The organism is Gammaproteobacteria bacterium, assembly GCA_022340215.1.
Lineage (GTDB): Bacteria > Pseudomonadota > Gammaproteobacteria > JAJDOJ01 > JAJDOJ01 > JAJDOJ01.
This window is the reverse complement of sequence record JAJDOJ010000115.1, coordinates 1-16,793: the sequence shown is the minus strand read 5'-3', so window position 1 is coordinate 16,793 and position 16,793 is coordinate 1. Positions and strand designations below refer to the sequence as shown.

The 16,793-nt window shown below is 62.2% G+C and carries 15 protein-coding genes and 4 pseudogenes; 10 read left to right on the top strand and 9 right to left on the bottom strand.

The features are described from left to right. The first annotated feature begins 690 nt into the window (after nt 1–690). A pseudogene (locus LJE91_08345) lies at nt 691–1,219 on the top strand (DUF2252 domain-containing protein). Between the two features lie 138 nt (nt 1,220–1,357). Continuing rightward, complete coding sequence (locus LJE91_08340; GenBank protein MCG6868722.1) at nt 1,358–1,642, top strand: hypothetical protein; 285 nt, start codon at nt 1,358–1,360, stop codon at nt 1,640–1,642. A 69-nt stretch (nt 1,643–1,711) separates the two neighbouring features. On the opposite strand, the gene LJE91_08335 is transcribed toward LJE91_08340, so the two are convergent. Then, nucleotides 1,712–1,960, bottom strand: coding sequence for a GlsB/YeaQ/YmgE family stress response membrane protein (locus tag LJE91_08335; protein MCG6868721.1), 249 nt, complete (start codon nt 1,958–1,960; stop codon nt 1,712–1,714). A 292-nt stretch (nt 1,961–2,252) separates the two neighbouring features. On the opposite strand from LJE91_08335, the pseudogene LJE91_08330 reads away from it, so the two are divergent. From LJE91_08330 to LJE91_08315, 4 genes and pseudogenes are all read left to right on the top strand, one after another. Next, nucleotides 2,253–2,552: pseudogene (locus LJE91_08330) on the top strand (SH3 domain-containing protein). 118 nt (nt 2,553–2,670) lie between these two features. Beyond that, nucleotides 2,671–2,919 (top strand): hypothetical protein, encoded by a 249-nt coding sequence (locus LJE91_08325; protein MCG6868720.1) that lies wholly within the window; start codon nt 2,671–2,673, stop codon nt 2,917–2,919. Nucleotides 2,920–3,341: 422 nt separating this feature from the next. Further along, on the top strand, nt 3,342–4,310 hold the full coding sequence (locus LJE91_08320; GenBank protein ID MCG6868719.1) for a PDC sensor domain-containing protein: 969 nt from the start codon (nt 3,342–3,344) through the stop codon (nt 4,308–4,310). 645 nt (nt 4,311–4,955) lie between these two features. Next, nucleotides 4,956–5,225: pseudogene (locus tag LJE91_08315) on the top strand (IS4 family transposase). A gap of 331 nt (nt 5,226–5,556) precedes the next feature. On the opposite strand, the gene LJE91_08310 reads toward LJE91_08315, so the two are convergent. Continuing rightward, nucleotides 5,557–5,991 carry a PIN domain-containing protein gene (locus LJE91_08310; protein ID MCG6868718.1) on the bottom strand — a complete coding sequence of 145 codons (435 nt, stop codon included), beginning with the start codon at nt 5,989–5,991 and terminating at the stop codon, nt 5,557–5,559. Next, the gene (locus tag LJE91_08305; protein ID MCG6868717.1) at nt 5,988–6,275 is read right to left on the bottom strand and encodes a ribbon-helix-helix domain-containing protein; all 288 of its coding nucleotides are present in this window, start codon (nt 6,273–6,275) and stop codon (nt 5,988–5,990) included. Before LJE91_08305 ends, LJE91_08310 begins: the two co-directional genes overlap by 4 nt. Before the next feature lie 67 nt (nt 6,276–6,342). Here LJE91_08305 and LJE91_08300 point away from each other — a divergent pair, with 67 nt between their 5' ends. Further along, nucleotides 6,343–7,398 (top strand): amidase, encoded by a 1,056-nt coding sequence (locus tag LJE91_08300; protein MCG6868716.1) that lies wholly within the window; start codon nt 6,343–6,345, stop codon nt 7,396–7,398. Between the two features lie 115 nt (nt 7,399–7,513). On the opposite strand, the pseudogene LJE91_08295 reads toward LJE91_08300, so the two are convergent. The 6 genes and pseudogenes from LJE91_08295 to LJE91_08270 all read right to left on the bottom strand — a co-directional run bounded on the left by LJE91_08295 (nt 7,514) and on the right by LJE91_08270 (nt 14,230). Then, nucleotides 7,514–7,726 (bottom strand): annotated as a pseudogene (locus LJE91_08295) (phosphoribosylanthranilate isomerase). A 113-nt stretch (nt 7,727–7,839) separates the two neighbouring features. Beyond that, a complete protein-coding gene (locus LJE91_08290; protein MCG6868715.1) occupies nt 7,840–9,408 on the bottom strand; it encodes an NCS2 family permease in 1,569 nt (522 codons plus the stop codon). Nucleotides 9,409–9,484: 76 nt separating this feature from the next. After that, nucleotides 9,485–10,801, bottom strand: a complete 1,317-nt coding sequence (gene nrfD, locus LJE91_08285; protein ID MCG6868714.1) for a polysulfide reductase NrfD — start codon at nt 10,799–10,801, stop codon at nt 9,485–9,487. Between the two features lie 2 nt (nt 10,802–10,803). Continuing rightward, nucleotides 10,804–11,730, bottom strand: coding sequence for a 4Fe-4S dicluster domain-containing protein (locus LJE91_08280; GenBank protein MCG6868713.1), 927 nt, complete (start codon nt 11,728–11,730; stop codon nt 10,804–10,806). Continuing rightward, nucleotides 11,720–12,850 carry a hypothetical protein gene (locus LJE91_08275; GenBank protein ID MCG6868712.1) on the bottom strand — a complete coding sequence of 377 codons (1,131 nt, stop codon included), beginning with the start codon at nt 12,848–12,850 and terminating at the stop codon, nt 11,720–11,722. Before LJE91_08275 ends, LJE91_08280 begins: the two co-directional genes overlap by 11 nt. Nucleotides 12,851–12,910: 60 nt before the next feature. Continuing rightward, nucleotides 12,911–14,230, bottom strand: coding sequence for a cytochrome c family protein (locus LJE91_08270; GenBank protein MCG6868711.1), 1,320 nt, complete (start codon nt 14,228–14,230; stop codon nt 12,911–12,913). A gap of 461 nt (nt 14,231–14,691) precedes the next feature. On the opposite strand from LJE91_08270, the gene LJE91_08265 reads away from it, so the two are divergent. From LJE91_08265 to LJE91_08255, 3 genes are all read left to right on the top strand, one after another. Beyond that, nucleotides 14,692–15,096, top strand: a complete 405-nt coding sequence (locus LJE91_08265) for a metallophosphoesterase (GenBank protein ID MCG6868710.1) — start codon at nt 14,692–14,694, stop codon at nt 15,094–15,096. 48 nt (nt 15,097–15,144) lie between these two features. Next, nucleotides 15,145–15,702, top strand: coding sequence for a hypothetical protein (locus LJE91_08260; GenBank protein MCG6868709.1), 558 nt, complete (start codon nt 15,145–15,147; stop codon nt 15,700–15,702). Beyond that, nucleotides 15,702–16,793: hypothetical protein (locus tag LJE91_08255; protein MCG6868708.1), on the top strand; the 1,092-nt coding region annotated here is incomplete at its 3' end. The genes LJE91_08260 and LJE91_08255, both read left to right, overlap by 1 nt.

The following is a 16,793-nucleotide window of genomic DNA, read 5'->3' as shown; positions in this document are numbered from 1 at the left end:
ACCGAAGTCGAAGCGCAACGTGCCGTGGGCGAAGGCGTGAGGTCTTGTCCGAGAGCCCGGTGCCGGAGATCGGCACGCCGGGTTCGATGAGGGGGATGTGGAAACGGAGTCAGGGTTCGGCTAGTGAGGCACCGCCCAACGAAAGGGGCGGCAACAGATAGGCCGCGCCTACCGTCACCGCGCCACATCTCTACTCTACGCTGCCCAAAGCGCATTGCGGCCGACTGGCCCGCTCTCGCTCGCGCTACTGTTGCCGATTGGCGGTGACGTACTGGGGGGTGTTTGCGTCGATGCTCGCGTCAATAACCCGGATGCCGGCTGCGCCACTGCCGGTTGGCCTGAACATCGTTATCCCGGTAATCGGCAGCGGCCGTTCGCCTGGCCTTCTGCCACCGGCGCTTGCGCTCGCGTTGGCACTCGGCGGCTGAGCAGAACGTCTGATCAGGGCACTGAGGACGGGGATGAAAGAGTTTGTGGCAACCCGCGCAACGCCTCTGCTCCATACCAAGCCTCGGTTCGAGCGAAATCGAAACCAAGAGTCTTTGCGTCCCGGCAGTCTATGTCAGTAAATTGAAGATCGGTCTACGGTGGGTGGGTCAGAATCGATGGGCAGAACCAAAGCCGCTGGAAAGGTGGGTCACTTTCTGTGAGTAGGGGCGGGTCAAAGGTCGTGAGCGTTAAAGCTGGAAGGTGGTCGGGGTCGGAAGCGACGGCACTTTCTGCTGGATTATCCTGTGCGAATCCGGAGACGGGACACCACTGTTCCTGCAACTCAAGCAGGCTGGTCCATCGGTGCTGGAACCCTGTGTCGAGACCCGAGGATTCGATCATGCCGGCCAGCGCGTGGTCGAGGGTCAGCGGATGATCCAGGCGGCGAGCGACGTGCTGCTTGGGTGGGCTCGCTTCTACGGCGACGATGGCCATACCAATGACTACTATGTGCGCCAGCTCTGGGATGGTAAGGGGAGTTTTGCCGTCGAGGCATGGGGACCGGAAAGGCCTCGAGGCCTATGCCGGCGTATGCGGCAAGGCCCTCGCACTGGCCCATGCACGGACCGGTGATGCGGCGATGATCCACGGATATATCGGGGACGAGACGACATTCGACGACGTGATCGTCGAATTAGCGGATCGGTATGCCGATCGCACGGAAGCTGACTTCCGAAGGCTGAAATCGGCGATAGACGAAGGTGCGATCACGGCGTTCCGGGACATCTGAGTAGTGCGTAACCAGCATCCATCCGACCCGGCGCCTCCGGCATGAAACGGGGATGCTGTCTGGTCAGCGCTTTCTCGCAGTTGCGCCACTGTTGACGGGCCAGTGGCTGCATCGCATCAGGAGAATCGGGCAAATCGCATGACAAGTTCATACAGCGAGTTTCGTCTTTCCACGGGGGCCCTATTCCACCAGCTCTCTTTCCGTCTCAAACTGCAGGAAAACGGCAAGCACGACATCAACCGTCGTGGTGTCGTGCTGCTTGCACTGGTCTGGTTTCCAGTACTTGCACTCGCTGCGGCCGAGGGCAACCTGGCCAACACCAGTCTCGATGTGCCGCTGTTGTACGAAATCGCAATCTGTACTCGAGTTACTACTCGCCGATCGGATCCAATTGTTCCACGGAAACTGTTCCTCGAATTATGAACCGCGGCGCTTGCAGGCGCCGCACCCCGCCAAAGGGGATGGCGTTTTATATGCCGACGTCCGTGAGGCTTATTTCTTGATCAGTCCAACGACAAACAGAAATATCGCGGCACCGGCCGTCGCGGTGATGATCGAACCGATCAATCCCCCCGTGCTGATGCCCAGCAGGCCGAACAGGAAACCGCCGATCACCGCGCCGATGATGCCGACTATGATGTTGCCCAGCAGCCCGAAGCCGCCGCCTTTCATCAGCGTGCCGGCCAGCCAGCCGGCTACCGCGCCGATGGCGAGGAAGATCAACAAACCCGTTATGTCCATAGGCTACTCCTTGGTTGCACCGACCCGATGACAGAAATGCAAAACGGATACCGGTTGGATGAGTACGCCAAGTTTGATCGACAACACCAGAAAAGGGTAGCCTGGTAGCAACTAAAAACGGACGCGCACCGGCTCAAGCCGGGTGCCAGCGCATATGTAGTCGTGCTTGTGTCCGGGGCTGACCTGGAAGCTCGGTGCATCGCCGCTGTGGTTGGCGGGATAAAACGGATTCGCTGATTGTCGAGGTCTGCCAGCCAGAGATTCTGGTAACGCTTCGATGGGAGTCGCCTTTATGCGCCTGATCTCGACCGTGTTCGTCTTCATCGGACTTGGCGTTGTTGTGCCGGTTTCGGCACAGGGCGTGCCCGACTCGCCGGAAGACGGCGGCCCACTCAACTGGGAAGTGACTGGTATATCCGACGTGCCCAATCTACGCAGCCGGCCATCGACCTCGGCGGACATCCTGGCCGCCTATCCGTCCGGGAGCATTTTCGACAACCTCGGCTGCCAACGGGGCGACGGTCGGATCTGGTGCGACGTGCAGCCTTTCGGTGGCGGGCCACGTGGCTATTTTGCCGCCGAGTACCTCAAACCAGCGGCCGCGCCCGACGGTAGCGTGCCAAGGGGGCCGAGACCTCTTCTCTGCGTGCCGGCCGGGGCGATTCGATGCCACAGGCAAGATCCCCTGCGCCCAGTATGCCGAGCAGCCAATGATGCAATGCGATTTCGGTGTCGCCCGCCAGGGCGGCGGTTTTGCCACGGTGGTTGTCACGAAACCGGATGGCGTGAAACGCATGATCTTCTTCCGTCGAGGTATCCCCGGTGGTGCGGACACAATCGACGCAGACGGGTACGGGGAATTCAGCTACGAAGATCAAAGCGACCTAAACCTGATCCGGGTTGGCGAGGAACGTTTCGAGATACCAGATGCCGCCATTCTAGGAGCCTGTCGGCTTTAGGAACAATCTACTGCGCTGATGGGAGACCGGCCAAAAAATCCCCGATTCCTCGTTGCGTAGGCCCACTATGCGCCTCGAAATCGTGAACTTTTTGTCTCGCTCTCCCACAATGCTCGCTACGATCGCCTAAATCCGACAGGCTCCTAGGCGGCTGAGAGGATTAGCTGTAAAGCGGGAAAAGTTTGACCTCTTTCGCCAGCGATCCCACATCAGGCCCTTTTGGCTTCGGAGTAGTAGATCCGAGGTCCCTGCTTCATCTTCAAAACTCCCTGCTCTTTGCTTAGCGCTTGCTGTCATCCACTCCAGTTGTCTCAAACGGTTGCAGGGCAGGCAAATGCATTGGATTGGATGCGGCACACACCCCCCCCTGACTTTTCATGTCCGGTTCGTGCTACGGTTGGGTAACAGATTGCCCAGCCACCATGAATGCCACACTCCAGGAATCCATTGACCGCCAGCGCAGCACCCTGAAAAGCTGGCTGTCAGCCTCGCTCATCAATATCGCGGATGACTGCAGACAACTCTGGGCGAACCGGGAGGCCCTGGAGGCCCGCCTGATAGAGGGGCTGGCCGAGCTACCGTACTGCAAGTATCTATACCTACTCGACGAGAGAGCGCGCCAGATCACCTCCAATGCTTCCCGCGCCGGTCTGCTGGAAGCACACTACGGTCGTGACCGCAGCGAGCGCCCTTATCTTGCCGATGCACTGGCTGGCGAAGCATTTTCGCTCTCCGATGCCTACATCAGCCGTAATGCCAGGCGCCCCTCATTGACTGCCGTTCAGATCATACGCGCTGATGATGGCCACTTGCTCGGCTACCTTGGTGCAGACTTCGACCTGCGCGAACTGCCCGTTACTCAGGCCCTGTACCAGCAGCCGGGGTACTGGATGCAACTCAAGGGCGATCCGGCCATCCGATCCGGCCTCTTCCACCAGGCACGGGTGACCAGTCCTATGGACGAATGTATCGACGTGGTGCTGGACCTGCTCGCCGAGCTGGTCACAGTCAACGGGATTTTCCATGCCAAGCTGCACTTCTCGAGTTCACGCGCAACCCTGTGGACGGTGGACGACCCGTATCGCTTTCGCATCCACGGCATCGAGGAACTCAGCAACCCTGATCTCTGCCTGGCCTATCCCCGCAGGGACTATCCTGCCGATGCCAGTATCCCGGAAGATGCCGTCGTCCGTATCCTGCGCTGTTTCCGTGACCTCAGATTCATGGATGAAACCATTTACCTGCGCTCGGGGATGCTCAACATCTTCAACGGCCTCATCGGGCTTACCTTCTCGTGTGACGGATCCCATTACATGCCGTGGGAGGAATTTCTCGACAAGAGCCTGGGCTTCTGGCTCGGCACATCGGATGAAGCAAGTGTCTGTGTGTAGCGCTGCCGGCAGTATCGTTATTGGCTCTATTAGATTTTACCAATTGTCACAATAAAAGCATCGATGGTTGCTGACCGACAGCTACGTCCGGAATGGATACTTTCAGTGAATTTTTTCGTGCAGCATTTTTTCTGATGGGTAAAAATATGTCGAGAACTGCCCTTCGACCTTGCTCGGCCCTCCGGGCGGCAGTTAAGGGCAGTTGCCGGCCAGGAACGGACATCGCGGATCCCACCCCCGGCTCGCTGGTGTTAGGTTTCCGACGCCTTGATCTGAAATATCCGGAAGCTGGATAACTTCCTCCAGCGGGATGTAATCCGGTTAGAAAATCAGGGCGTTACAGGCTGGTACCTGTCGGGAGGGACGATCAAGGAATCCTAGTTCGCTTCCAGGAAACCACGAAGTACCACGCGAGCCAATGAAACGCATCCCCCGGGATCCGGAAAAGTTCGAGATCATCGACTTATTCGATGCAATTGGCCAGAAACACGACCTCAAGCTGCACGACGAAAACCCGCGGTTATTTGCCGCGGACCCGTAGAGGAGCGTGCCGCCAGCAACTGATTCGACGAGCGACTCCCGCGGCATACGCCTGCCGATCGCGGCATCCAGATCGGCTGACAAACAGCGTGAAAACGGGTAAGAGGGCAGGCCATCGATGGGTTGGGTCCGTTGAGCTACGAGGCACAGCGCGGCATGTATCTGCACCCGACCTATGCGGTGAGTCCAGTGCGTGAACCGCTCGGGGTATTGGATGCCTGGATGTGGGCGCGGGAGCCGAAGGATGCCTCGGGGGGTACGGCCGGGTCCAGGGAGAGTGAGCGCTGGATCGGAGGCTATACGCGCGTAGCGGAGTTGGCCGAGGAGTTGGCCGAGGAGTTGCCGAGCACTCGGCTGGTCTATGTCGCGGACCGAGGGGTTTAGAACAGAAAGAGTTTTCCCTTTCCCGAGCGCCACGCGGTGCGAGTCTTCGAGAGGTGACCGCCCATGAAGGTGGATTCACGTTCCGGATTCAGATAAAGCCTTTTGCTGCGGCTTGGGTCTGCCGACCGCACTTACCAGGTTCAGTCGCGACGATCCAGCGGACCGGGGCCGGACTGCCGGGAGGGGCGGGCGTTTGCTTGGCGAGCCGCATCAGCGGGGAGCCGTCGCTTCGGTACTTCAATATCGGGCTCCGTATCGCCCCGGGGTCTTTGACTTTTTCTCCTTATCTTTTTTCCAATACACCCAAGCCCCCGCTGCTGGCTCAGGCCTGCAGGGGAAGCCGACACTTGAGCCTGGGGAAACGGCGGAAATCCTGGTCCGCCGTATGAACCTCGCCTCGGTGTGCAAGTGCGATGGCCGCGATCTGGGCGTCGGTCACCAGGTTGGCGCCGGCCGACCCTGCAGCCTGTAGCAGGTCGAGAACAGCGGTGTGGTGTCCCTCGTCCGGTAGCAGGGTACGAGTGACTCGCCTCGTGTACCAGGTTTCCACATGCCTTGTGGCCGTGTCGAGCGAAATGGGATTTGCGTATACACGAGAATTGGTGCTGATCCGGACGAACGCGAAGATGACCGCGTGGCAGAGACCTACGGGTCGGGTGCCGTTCAGGCAATCGGTCCACCAGCTTCGCGCGGGAGCAAAGAATTTGCTTTCGGAGTCGTACGCGTAGAGAAGCAGGTTGGCGTCCGGGATGATCACCGCTTGTCCGTCGACTGTTCCTCGAGCCGAACCGTGAGGTCCACGAAGGCCTGAGCTTCCAGGTCGTCGTTCAGCCGGTTGAGGTGAGCTGGATCATAGCCGGCCAGCAAGCGCATCGGCGAACTCTCAATCTCGAAGGGCGCCTCTTCGCCGCTGACCTCGAGGTCTGCGAGACCCCGGAGCACGGCTTGATTGAGCACCTCTTTGAAGGATTGCCCGCGTCGGTGCATGGCCTCCTTGAGCAGGCGTTCGGCTTCAGGGTCGAGTGTGACTGTCGTTCTCATGGAAGGCATCATGATGCTTTATTATTATGCTGTCAAGATGCTGATTTGAGTCCCTCTAAGTGACAAGATGGCCAACGCGTCTGACCCCATTGAACGGAAGGGCACGTTCCGGCTGAAACTAGACATCGAAGGCCACTCGGCGGCGGATGTGCCACTCGACGGATTGCGTTTCGCCGTCAAGGACGTCATCGACGTGAAGGGTGTCAGCACGGGTGGCGGCAATCCGGACTGGCTTCGTACCCACACGCCGGCTCACCGACATGCCGCGGTCGTGGCGATGTTGCTCGAAGCGGGTGCTCGCCTGACTGGCATCACGATTGCCGACGAACTGGCCTTCGGCCTCTCCGGGGAGAACGCGCATTACGGCACCCCGGTCAATCCCGCCGCCCCGGATGCGATCCCGGGCGGATCGTCCAGCGGTTCGGCCGTGGCGGTCGCGGGATGCCTGGTGGAGTTCGCTTTGGGGACGGACACCGCCGGATCGATCCGCGTGCCAGCAAGCTATTGCGGGATCTACGGCATGCGGCGCACCCACGGAAGCGTCCTGATCGACGGGGTGATGGCGCTGTCTCCAAGCTGCGACACGGTGGGTTGGCTGGCGCGGGATGCCGGCACGCTGGAGCGAGCGGGCCGTGTCCTTATCGAAGGTTCGCGGAACGCCGGTATGTCCGGGAACCGGCTAAGTCGGGCGTTCGTATTGTGCGATGCCATGGAGCTGGCGGATCCGGAGTCCCTTCCGCCACTCGATGCGGCGGTGAACCGCATGTACGGTCTTTCGGACATGGCCGGCGGCACGACACTGAGCGATGACCTCTATGCCGACTGGCTGGCGAATTTCAACCGCATCCGCGCGCCCGAGATCTGGGATGTATTCGGCGACTGGATTACCCGCACCCGGCCTCGCTTCGGTCCGCAGGTGGCCAGCCGATTCGATGCCATCCGGGAGACCGCGGGTGCGGATGCCGGGAGTGCGCAGGCATTTCGGCGCGAAACCACGTCGCGGATCACGGAACTCCTGCGGGACGATACCGTCCTCCTCCTGTCGACCACCCCGGGTCCCGCACCGCGCAAGGGCCTCGGCACCGCGAGGCGGACCGGATCCGCGAGGCGACCCTGCGCCTGACCTGCATCGCGCCGATGTGCGGCCTGCCACAGGTTTCGCTGCCGCTGGCCTCGGTCGACGGCAGACCGCTCGGACTCTCCCTGATCGGTCCGCCGCATGCCGACCTGGCGCTGCTTCAACGGGTGCGGGAGGTTTCGGGAGAACCGTCGGCGAGTCGCTGAAACGCTTTCCGCGCCTCCGAGACGAACCGCTCGACCTTTGCCGGGTCCTTGCGCCCCGAGGCGTCCTCGACCCCCGTGTGGGTGTCCACCCCGGCCGGCCGGACGGTCAGAATGGCCTCGCGCACGTTGTCCGTCAGTCCGCCCGCCAGGATGACAGGTCGCGGCGAATCGTACGCCGAGGTCCGCGAGCAGGTGCGCCTCCGCCGCGTCGATGACGCCGGCGATCTGGATGAACTCCTGAAACAGCGGACCGAACTTCATGGGTCCGTCGCGCGTGGTGTCATGCGCCACTGGCATCCGCATCGTCCGGCACCGCGACCCACTTCGCCGCGAAGAAACAGAGCGCCATTGCCGCATAGGCGATCGCCCAGGGCCAGGCGGGCGCGAGGTTCAGCACCGTGTCCGAGGCCGTCCAGCGATATCCGTGCATCAGGCCCGTCGACGACAGCGCCGCGGCGAGCAGGCAAACGAACGCGGCCTTGGCGAAGTGGCGCTCGATGACGAAGACCGTGGTTGCGGCCAGGATCATCGCGGTGAGGATGAAACCCTGTTCCAGCGCGAATGCGCCGTCCGCCCATACCCCGGCTCTCTGAAACACGGGGACGAGATCGGCGGAGAACGCCGGCCCGTCGGGAGCGCCATAACCGGCGGCGCGAAGGCCGTCCTTGATCATCAGCGCACCCCAGGCGCCGATGCCCGGCAGCAGGCCGAGCACCACGGCGGGGGCATGTGTGCGGGGGACGGCCTGGAAGGCCTGGGCGGAGATGACGATCCCGATCCACAGCACGATCGCCATGCCGGCATCGACCGGGACACTCCAGACGAGCCACGACAGGGTGCCGGTGAAGATCAGCGTGCTGAGAATGGCGCCGTTCAGGATCGAGTATCCCGCCCTCGCGCCCATCGCCTTCCAGCCCGGGTGTCCGATGTAGAGCGTGGTGGGGAAACAGGACCCGAACAGGCTGGCGAGCAGGGTGCCGGTTCCGTTGACCGCCAGCGACGGCGCGGTCGGGTAGCTGTCTCCGGCGGCCTCCGCCGATTCGATGTTCTGCAGCGAGCCGATGACGTTGAAGAGCCCCATCGGGATGATGACCGAGAGATAGGTCAGCACCTGCGGCGACCGCAGCGCCTGAAGCAGGTCGCTGGCCACCGGAAGGGGCAGGGCCAGGGACGGACCGGGCGGTTGCGCTCCCGTCGGGGCGATCCCCAGGATCCAGCTCAGTGCGGTTCCCAGGGCCACCGCGACCAGTCCGCCCGGCAGTCCGCCGCGAAAATGGACGCGACCGAAGTAGGTCAGCAGGATGACGGCGAGCGTGCTCAGGCCCACCACGGGGTGGGCGTAGGTTCGATACAGAAACCCGAGAGAAATGAATCCCAGGGCGATGCCGGCCAGTGTCGACAGCAGTGCCGCCCGGGGCGTGATGCGGCGGACCCGTTCCGCGACCAGGGAACCGCCCAGTTCGATCAGGCCGGACCCGAAGCAGGCCAGCAGCCCGGCCTGCCACGCGACCCGCGCAGGGTCCGCCGCCCCCGCTGCCGTGGCCATTGCCTTTGCCGGCAGCATGACCAGAAACACGTAGGCGAACAGGGAGACCGTATTGATGCCGTAGGGCAGGGCGCAGACATCGGTCCGCCCTTCACGTACCGCCAGCCTTCTGGCCTGCCAGGCGTAGAAAAGGTTTCCGACCAGGAGCGACACTGCAGCACCGGGCAATACACGGCCGTAGAGCAGCGCGTCCGGAAACCCCAGGACCGACTTGCACAGGCTGACGATGACCAGCAGCTGAACCAGGTTGTCGAGTGCCAGGCCGAAGAACCCGTCGACGTCACCGCGAACGAACCAGGGCATGCGGGAAGCGGTCATCTCGTCGGGGGGGATACGGGTCGGTGTCGGCGTGAGGATGCCTCCTGTGTTGAAGGCATCCCTAGCGAGTACTCGTTCCGTCCGCTTCCGGGAGCGCGCCAAGCGGCGCGGGTTCCTGGGCAGTTTCTTTCCCCAGTAACTTCGGCGGTGCGCAAAGCGGCTCCCCGGGGGCCAATCCGGGTCGTCTCAACGCCCCACACTCGATGGGAATGGCGGCCTTGGCCATCGCCGTGAACAGCATCAGTCCGGCGGCCCATATCCCCAGGGTGATCGCGATCTCGTTCCAGTTCGGCAGATATTCGTATACCTCGCCCAGCGGTGTCGGTACGTATCCGGGGATGACCAGCCCCATGCCCTTCTCGATCCAGATACCGGCGACCGTGAGCACGCAGGCGACGTTGAGAAAGTAGGGGTTCAACCGCAGTGGATGGATCATCAGGATAACGACGGCGATGCCAAGCATGCACAACGCCATCCAGATCCAGGGTTGTAACGCATGGTGCCCGTCCAGCCCCAGAAACAGATAGCGGATCGAGGCGGCGTGCTCGCCCTCGTTGTAGAAGTCAGTGAACAGCTCGGCGCCAATGAAGAAAATGGTGATCTGCAGCGCCACGCCCATGACCAGGGCCAGGAGGTTGATCACGCTCTGCGCGACGGGGTAGTTGCTGATCTTGCGGATGATCTGGAAACCGATGATCATCAGGGCGGGGCCGGAGGCGAAGGCCGAGGCGATGAAGCGGGGAGCCAGCAGCGGGTTGCTCCAGAACGCACGGCCGCTGTTCGAGGAATAGAGAAAGGCGGTGACCGTGTGGATCGAGATCGCCCAGAAGATCGCGATGATGACGAAGGGAAAGTAGATCCGCAGCTTGGGGATATAGCCCCGGTAGTGACTGAACAGGATATAGAAGGAGATGCCGAGGTTCAGGATCAGGTAACCACTCAGGACGACCACATCCCAGGCCAGCAGGGATTCCGGAAAATGAAACCGACCGATGCGTGGAATCAGGTGCCAGATTCGGTCCGGGCGGCCCAGATCCACCACGATGAATCCCATGGCCATCAGTACCGCGGTCACCGCCATGGTGTCGCCCATCAGCACGACGTCCTTGATGTCCTGGCGATCGAAGATATAGGCGGGGATGACCAGCATGACGGCCGCCGCCGCGACACCGACGAGAAACGTGAAGTTCGAGATATAGAACCCCCACGACACCTGATTGCTCATGTTGGTGACGATCAGTCCCTCGTCGAGCTGGTGCAGGTAACGCCAGCCGCCGAACAGGACGACCAGCGCCAGCGCACCCATCCACAGCCAGTACAGGGGCGGCCCGCTCGACATGCTGCGCAGCCCGTCGCGCAGAAAGAGGAAGAAGGTCATGACTAGATGTCGCGGTAGTACCAGAACTTGGGCTCGGTCCCCAGGCCCTCCTTGAGGCGGAAGACGGCCTTGTTCTCCAGCACGTAGCGGATCTCGCTATCCGGATCGAGCAGGTTGCCGAACACCCGCGCACCCGACGGGCAGGCCTCCTGGCAGGCGGGCTGGCGATTCTCCCGCGTACGCTGTACGCAGAAATGACATTTCTCGACCACACCCTTGGGGCGTGGTCGATTGCCCAGATAGTGGGTGTCCGGATTGATCTCTGCGCCGCTCAGCCTGGGGCCGCCCCAGTTGAAATGGCGCGCCTCGTAGGGGCAGGCCGTCATGCAGTAACGACAGCCGATGCACCAGTCGTAGTCCACTACGACGATACCGTCGGGCTCCATCCAGGTTGCCTCGACCGGACAGGCCTTGACACACGGTGGCTCGTCGCAGTGCATGCACTGGATCGGCAGGTAGTACTTGCCTTGTGCCGGGACCTGCTTCCGATCGTAGTAGCGGTCGGCCGTACGCAGGTTCTGACTACCCTGATCCATCTCCAGCACGTGGATGTAGCGCATGTCCCGGCCGAGGTTGTTCTCCTCGACGCAGGCGTCCACGCAGTCCCTGTAGCCCCTGCATTTCGAGATGTTGATGGCGTAACCGAATACGACGTTCTCCTGCGGTGGCGTGTTCTTGCACTGGATTTCGACGCCGTAGCGTCGTTTCGCCTTGCGTTCGATACGACGCAGCGTCTCCTGGATCTCCTCGGGCGTCATGCGCTGGTAGTGATCCTGAAAGAAGTCCGCGAAGACGTCTCCCAGGGTGCTGCCGCCCCAGGACGGTACCGGGGCGGCGGCAGTGGTCGCCGCGGCTGCGGCTGCGCCCTGCAGGAAGCGGCGCCGGTAACGGTTCACCTGAGTGGCGTCTTTCGTGCGTTCACGGTCCATGGCTGGCCTCCGCCGCTTTCTTTCTGGCATACCGCTCCCAGATCCGTTCCTCCCGTGGGGGAGCGCCGCTGTGTTTTCGGTTGTTGAGCGAGGGGACGGGTCGGGGCGGTTTCGGCGCGCGGGCGCCGATGTTCGGCCGGTGCTGGTAGTGGCACACCGTGCAGTTGAGGATGGTGCGTTCACCCGACCAGTTATTGACGCGTTTGCCGTGGGCGCCATAGGACCAGTCACGGGCCTCCTGCGAGTGGCACTGGGCGCAGACTATGTAGGCGTCGTCGAATCCGAGCGGTACCCCCTCCAGGGTTTTCAGACCCCCGTCGCCTTCCAGATGGTGGCAGGTGAAGCACCAGAATTCGCCTTTGCCGTGCAGCCCGTGATCGAGGGTGAAATTGTCGTGGGGATCCTGCAGTGAACGGGGTGTGGGATCGCTCTCGGCCCATTCATGGCAATCGCTGCAGGGGTGCATGTCCGTGTCCTTCTGGCTCGGGACGACCAGATAGGTGGGCGCGTCGGCGAACACGGGTTGCCCGGGCAGTGGCTCACGCTCGAAATCGGGTTCGGCAGTAGCACCAACCCGCGGTCCCTTGCGCTTCTTGTCCTTGTGTCTCCGAGTCACCGTGACGGCGGGCGGCTCGGTCGCCTCCTGGATCTCCCCCCAGTCCCAGTCACCCAGGTCGGTTTCACCGCCGCCGGCCGTCTCGCTCGCTTCTGTGGTGGTTGCAATCGAGCCGGCACGCTCGGATTCGCTGCCGCCGGTCGCCCCTTTGTGTCCCAATTCGGCGGAGGCACTCCGGGGCGTGTCGCCAGCCGCGGTCGCTGTGTCTAGGAGGGAGGTCTCGTCGGTATTTGAATCGACGGCATCGACCTCGGGCGATTCAGGTGACGGGATCGCGTTTCCGGGAATACGAGACTCGGCAGTGGAGGGCGCTCCGGATCCCTCGGTCACCCCGGTATCACCGGGAGGATCGGGAGAGACCGGATCTCCCCAGTCCCAGTCGTTCTCGGACCCCTGAGCCGGCGTTCCCGGATTGTCGCTATCGGGCGCAGCCGCGGCTTGCAGGTGTACAGACAACAACAGCAAAGTGGCGGCAATGCCCTTGTTGAGATACCGAATTGTCATGCTGAAACAGGGGACGCGGGGCGCACCCGGTTTCCCCCGGGCGCGCCCGTTATCGCTCGACTAGATCCGGACTTCCGCGGAGGCCGCCAGCTTGGGCTGCAGCAACTCGTCAGGCAGCTTGCCCTTGTTCTTGGCCTTGATCGGCGGCAGCAGCAGATCGTACAGGGCTTCGGCGCGGATAATCGCGATCTGATCGTTCGCGGGGATCTCGTAGGTCAGCTCGCGGGTCTCGTTAGGTGCCAGGCGGGTGTCCTTCAGCACGCCGGTGGCGTACGGCGGGGAGGTGGGTTTGCGCTTCTCCACGTCGCCGATGGTGTACCAGAACGCCGATTTCGGATCGTCCTTGATGGGATGGATCTCGTAGTTCTTCCATAACTCCTTGCCGTCCTTGTCATAGGCTGCCACCTTGATATAGAAGTTGCGGAACGGCGCCCCGGTCGGGTAGCTGTGGGGCAGGCGGTTGTGGACCGTGAGGTTGGCATGGATCACGTCGCCGACCTTCTTGATATCCATGGTCATGGCGATACCGCGGGTGACCATCTTTCCGTCGTGTCCGCCGGCCATGCTGTGATCGGCAATGGTGACCGTCTGACCCTCGACGATCTCGCCCTTGTCGAGCTTGGGTACCGTCACGATCGGCATGTGACAGGCCTGGCAATTGATGAAGGTCTCGCCCTTCGCGTATTCGGCGCCCGTGAGGCACAGCGGTGTGCCGTGAAAGTTCTTGCGCTTGTCGTGGCAGCCCATGCAGGCGTCGTTGCTCTTGAAAAGCGCTGCCTTGTTACCCTTCATGGGTTGCGGATGGTGCACCGGTGTGGGCCATTCGGCGTCCTCGGCTACGCGTTCGGTGGTGTAGGTGATGCCGGAGGGGCCATAGAGGGTCTCGGTGTCATATTCGTAGGCGTCGACGCCGTACTGGGGCTTGCCTGAGGGCGAGTCCACGCCCTTGAAGGCGGTGAACGAATGGCAGGTCACGCAGCTCACGCCGTCCCCGTAGGCCTTCTTGGCGTCCAGCTTCGTCTTCTTGTCGATAGCCGCGACCGGGGCGTGGCACTTCAGGCAGACCGGATACTTGTCCTTCTTGACGGGGATCTGCGGACCGCGCACACCCTCCTGGGTCGGATCGCCCATCACATTCTTGTAGAAGGCGCCGTGAATCGGATCTTTCAGGGCGCTGCTGTTGGCGTGCATGGAGTCGCTCCATTGCAGGTAGATCTCCTCGTGGCACTTCTTGCAGGCCTCCGGCTTGATGTGATGGACCGTCTTGGGTTTCTCTTCGTCATCCGCTTTCGTGGCTGCCGCCTCCTCGGAGAACCCGGTGGACGGGAACAACCACACCGGGATGACCAGACCGATGAGCGTGCGGGACAGGGTTTTCATGGTGGTTCCCTTCCTCCTGATGGGATCGCGAATTAAAGGCGATTTCTGTCAAATGACATACCATTCTGCTTGTCTTTGTCGCCCGTCCTCCGTGTTGCGACAACCGTTCCATCGTTCGACGATGCGCCTGTTGTCGCGCCTTGATGACGAACGAAAATCCGGCGCGATCTGGTATGCCAATTTCCGGCAATCGCCTAAGAACATTTCTATGTTTTATTGCAGGGGTATTTTATGCGCGTCCGACCCGGCGGGGGAAGTGATGAATGTCCCTGCGGCCCCGCGATAATTTTCGGAATCGGGAGCTTGTGGCCTCCCGTAGAACGTTCGTGCCAGGTGTATGTTAGCGGTTCGCTGTCGGCGCGGGATCCAGGGAAGAGACGTCTCGAGGCAATCCCGTTTCTCAATGTTAATCTTGAGCCATTAGTCATCCCCTGTCCTGTATTCGAGAAGCGCCACGTCATATGACCGTCCGATTCCTCCATCCCAGCGACCTCCAGCTTGGTATGACCCGCTGGTATCTCGGCGACGGTGCCCAGCACCGGTTCACCCAGGACCGGATCGATGCGATTCGGCGCCTGGGAACCCTGGCGACCGGGCACGGGGTGCAGTTCATGGTCGTGGCGGGAGACATCTTCGAATCGAACCAGGTCGCCGCGCAGACGGTGATCAGGGCGCTGAAGGCGTTCGAGGCCGTGCCGGTCCCCGTGTTTCTGCTGCCCGGCAATCACGCCCCCCTGGATGCCGGGACGGTTTTCAAGCACAGGACATTCGTGGCGCATTGTCCCGGTCACGTACACCTCATCGGGGAATCCCGACCCATGAAGGTTCCCGGCCTCGAGCAGGTCGAGGTCGTGGGCGCCCCCTGATTCGGGAAACATCCGCTCAGTGATCTCGTCGCGGAGATGTCACGCGATATGGCCCCGGCACCTGGATTCCGCGTGGCGGTCGCACACGGTGCCGTTTCCACGCTGTCGCCGGTTGCGTTGAATCCTGCCGTCATCGACCTGGGGTCGGTTGGAACCGCGATATCGGCAGACAAGTTCCACTACCTCGCCCTCGGTGACCGGCATAGCGTCACCGAGGTGGATCCGCGAGTCTGGTATTCGGGCGCGCCGGTCGCGACGGACTTCGACGAAGTGGACTCGGGCAGGGGTCTGATCGTCGAACTGGAACACCACGCCGACCCGAAAGTGACGCCCGTATTCGTTTCGGACTGGCAATTCGTGAACCGGGACTGGGATATCAATGGACCGGAAGACGTCGCCGCATTCCGGGATTGGATTGACGGATTCGAGACACCGGAGCGAACGGTTCTGCAGTTTGGATTCACCGGTACCGTCCCGGTTGCCGCCCACGCGGCCCTGGTAGCGGCGAGAGACCATGCGGAATCGCTGTTCGCCGAGGTACGCTATCACGAGCGCACCTCGGACCTCGCAGTCATGCCCGACGAGGCCGATGCCGATTCGATCTGATGACCGCCCTCGATGAGCTTTCGGGGGTGGGCGGTGAGGAACTGGCCGACAGCGGGTTGGTTCCGAGGGTCGAAGGCATCTACAAGCGATACTTCACATTGAACAGAGGGTCGGAGACCGGGGAACTGCAGAAGGCCCGGGTGGAGGCCGAAAAAGCGAAGTCAGGTGACGGGGAGGCACGGGCGCAACTGGGCGAGTTGGAGGAACAGATCGAAAAGTACGAGCGCCTGCAACAGGACGTCACAAGACTGGAAGAACAGGGTTCGGCGGCCAAGATCGAGGAATCGAGGCGCGCCGAAGCGTTGCGAGCATTCGAGTCCGTCAGGCAACGCGTCGACAAGGCACAGACCGCTCACGCTCTGGCGGAGACGGCGCAGACGAAGGCCAGAGGCGCCGCGGAGGCGCGCGCCACATTGAAAGATCAGGCTGCGGAATCCGCGAAGGCCCTTGAGGCCGCGAAGACCCAGCTTACAGAGATCACAGCCGCGTTCACGCGAATGAAGTCCGCCTATGACGACGCGGAAGCGGCCGTGAAGGGGGCGGAACGGGAGGAGCGGGAAGCAGGCGCGCATCTCACGGCAGCGAGGAACCGGGTCGAATACCTCGAAGCGAGGGAACGAAGGGCCAGGTTGGCCGGACGCATCGAGCGGATCGAGGCGCTCCAACGTCAGATCGACGCGGCCGATGCGGCAGTTAGGGCGAATCCGGTGGACGATGCACGTATCGGCAGGGTTCGACAGGCCGATCGGACACGACGCGAGGCGGCGGCTGCGCTGCACGCGGGCGCTCCCGAGGTAGCCATCGACGCGCTCCAGCGCATTGAAACGCGTGTCAACGAAGAGACGGTAGGTTTGTCGGCCGGTGACCATCGGGATTTTCGCGCGGCCGAGGCGTTCAGATTCGAACTGCCGGACGTCCTCAGGCTTCGAGTCCGCCCCGGCGCGAGTTTCGCCGCCCTGCAGCTGGCTCGAGCAGAGACGGAGAAAGAGATCGAGCGCCTGCTCCGGGAATGCGGCGCGGACAGCGTTGAGCGGGCAGAACGGCGCGCACGGGAGCGGGCTCGAGCCCGGGAAGACTCGAAGACCGCCAAT

What these genes read in the sequence shown, in the direction of transcription:
- LJE91_08340 (MCG6868722.1), top strand. Translation starts at nt 1,358, where the DNA reads ATGACAAGTTCATACAGCGAGTTTCGTCTTTCCACGGGGGCCCTATTC.
- LJE91_08335 (MCG6868721.1), bottom strand. Translation starts at nt 1,960, where the DNA reads ATGGACATAACGGGTTTGTTGATCTTCCTCGCCATCGGCGCGGTAGCC.
- LJE91_08325 (MCG6868720.1), top strand. Translation starts at nt 2,671, where the DNA reads ATGATGCAATGCGATTTCGGTGTCGCCCGCCAGGGCGGCGGTTTTGCC.
- LJE91_08320 (MCG6868719.1), top strand. Translation starts at nt 3,342, where the DNA reads ATGAATGCCACACTCCAGGAATCCATTGACCGCCAGCGCAGCACCCTG.
- LJE91_08305 (MCG6868717.1), bottom strand. Translation starts at nt 6,275, where the DNA reads ATGAGAACGACAGTCACACTCGACCCTGAAGCCGAACGCCTGCTCAAG.
- LJE91_08300 (MCG6868716.1), top strand. Translation starts at nt 6,343, where the DNA reads ATGGCCAACGCGTCTGACCCCATTGAACGGAAGGGCACGTTCCGGCTG.
- LJE91_08290 (MCG6868715.1), bottom strand. Translation starts at nt 9,408, where the DNA reads ATGCCCTGGTTCGTTCGCGGTGACGTCGACGGGTTCTTCGGCCTGGCA.
- nrfD (MCG6868714.1), bottom strand. Translation starts at nt 10,801, where the DNA reads ATGACCTTCTTCCTCTTTCTGCGCGACGGGCTGCGCAGCATGTCGAGC.
- LJE91_08280 (MCG6868713.1), bottom strand. Translation starts at nt 11,730, where the DNA reads ATGGACCGTGAACGCACGAAAGACGCCACTCAGGTGAACCGTTACCGG.
- LJE91_08275 (MCG6868712.1), bottom strand. Translation starts at nt 12,850, where the DNA reads ATGACAATTCGGTATCTCAACAAGGGCATTGCCGCCACTTTGCTGTTG.
- LJE91_08270 (MCG6868711.1), bottom strand. Translation starts at nt 14,230, where the DNA reads ATGAAAACCCTGTCCCGCACGCTCATCGGTCTGGTCATCCCGGTGTGG.
- LJE91_08265 (MCG6868710.1), top strand. Translation starts at nt 14,692, where the DNA reads ATGACCGTCCGATTCCTCCATCCCAGCGACCTCCAGCTTGGTATGACC.
- LJE91_08260 (MCG6868709.1), top strand. Translation starts at nt 15,145, where the DNA reads ATGGCCCCGGCACCTGGATTCCGCGTGGCGGTCGCACACGGTGCCGTT.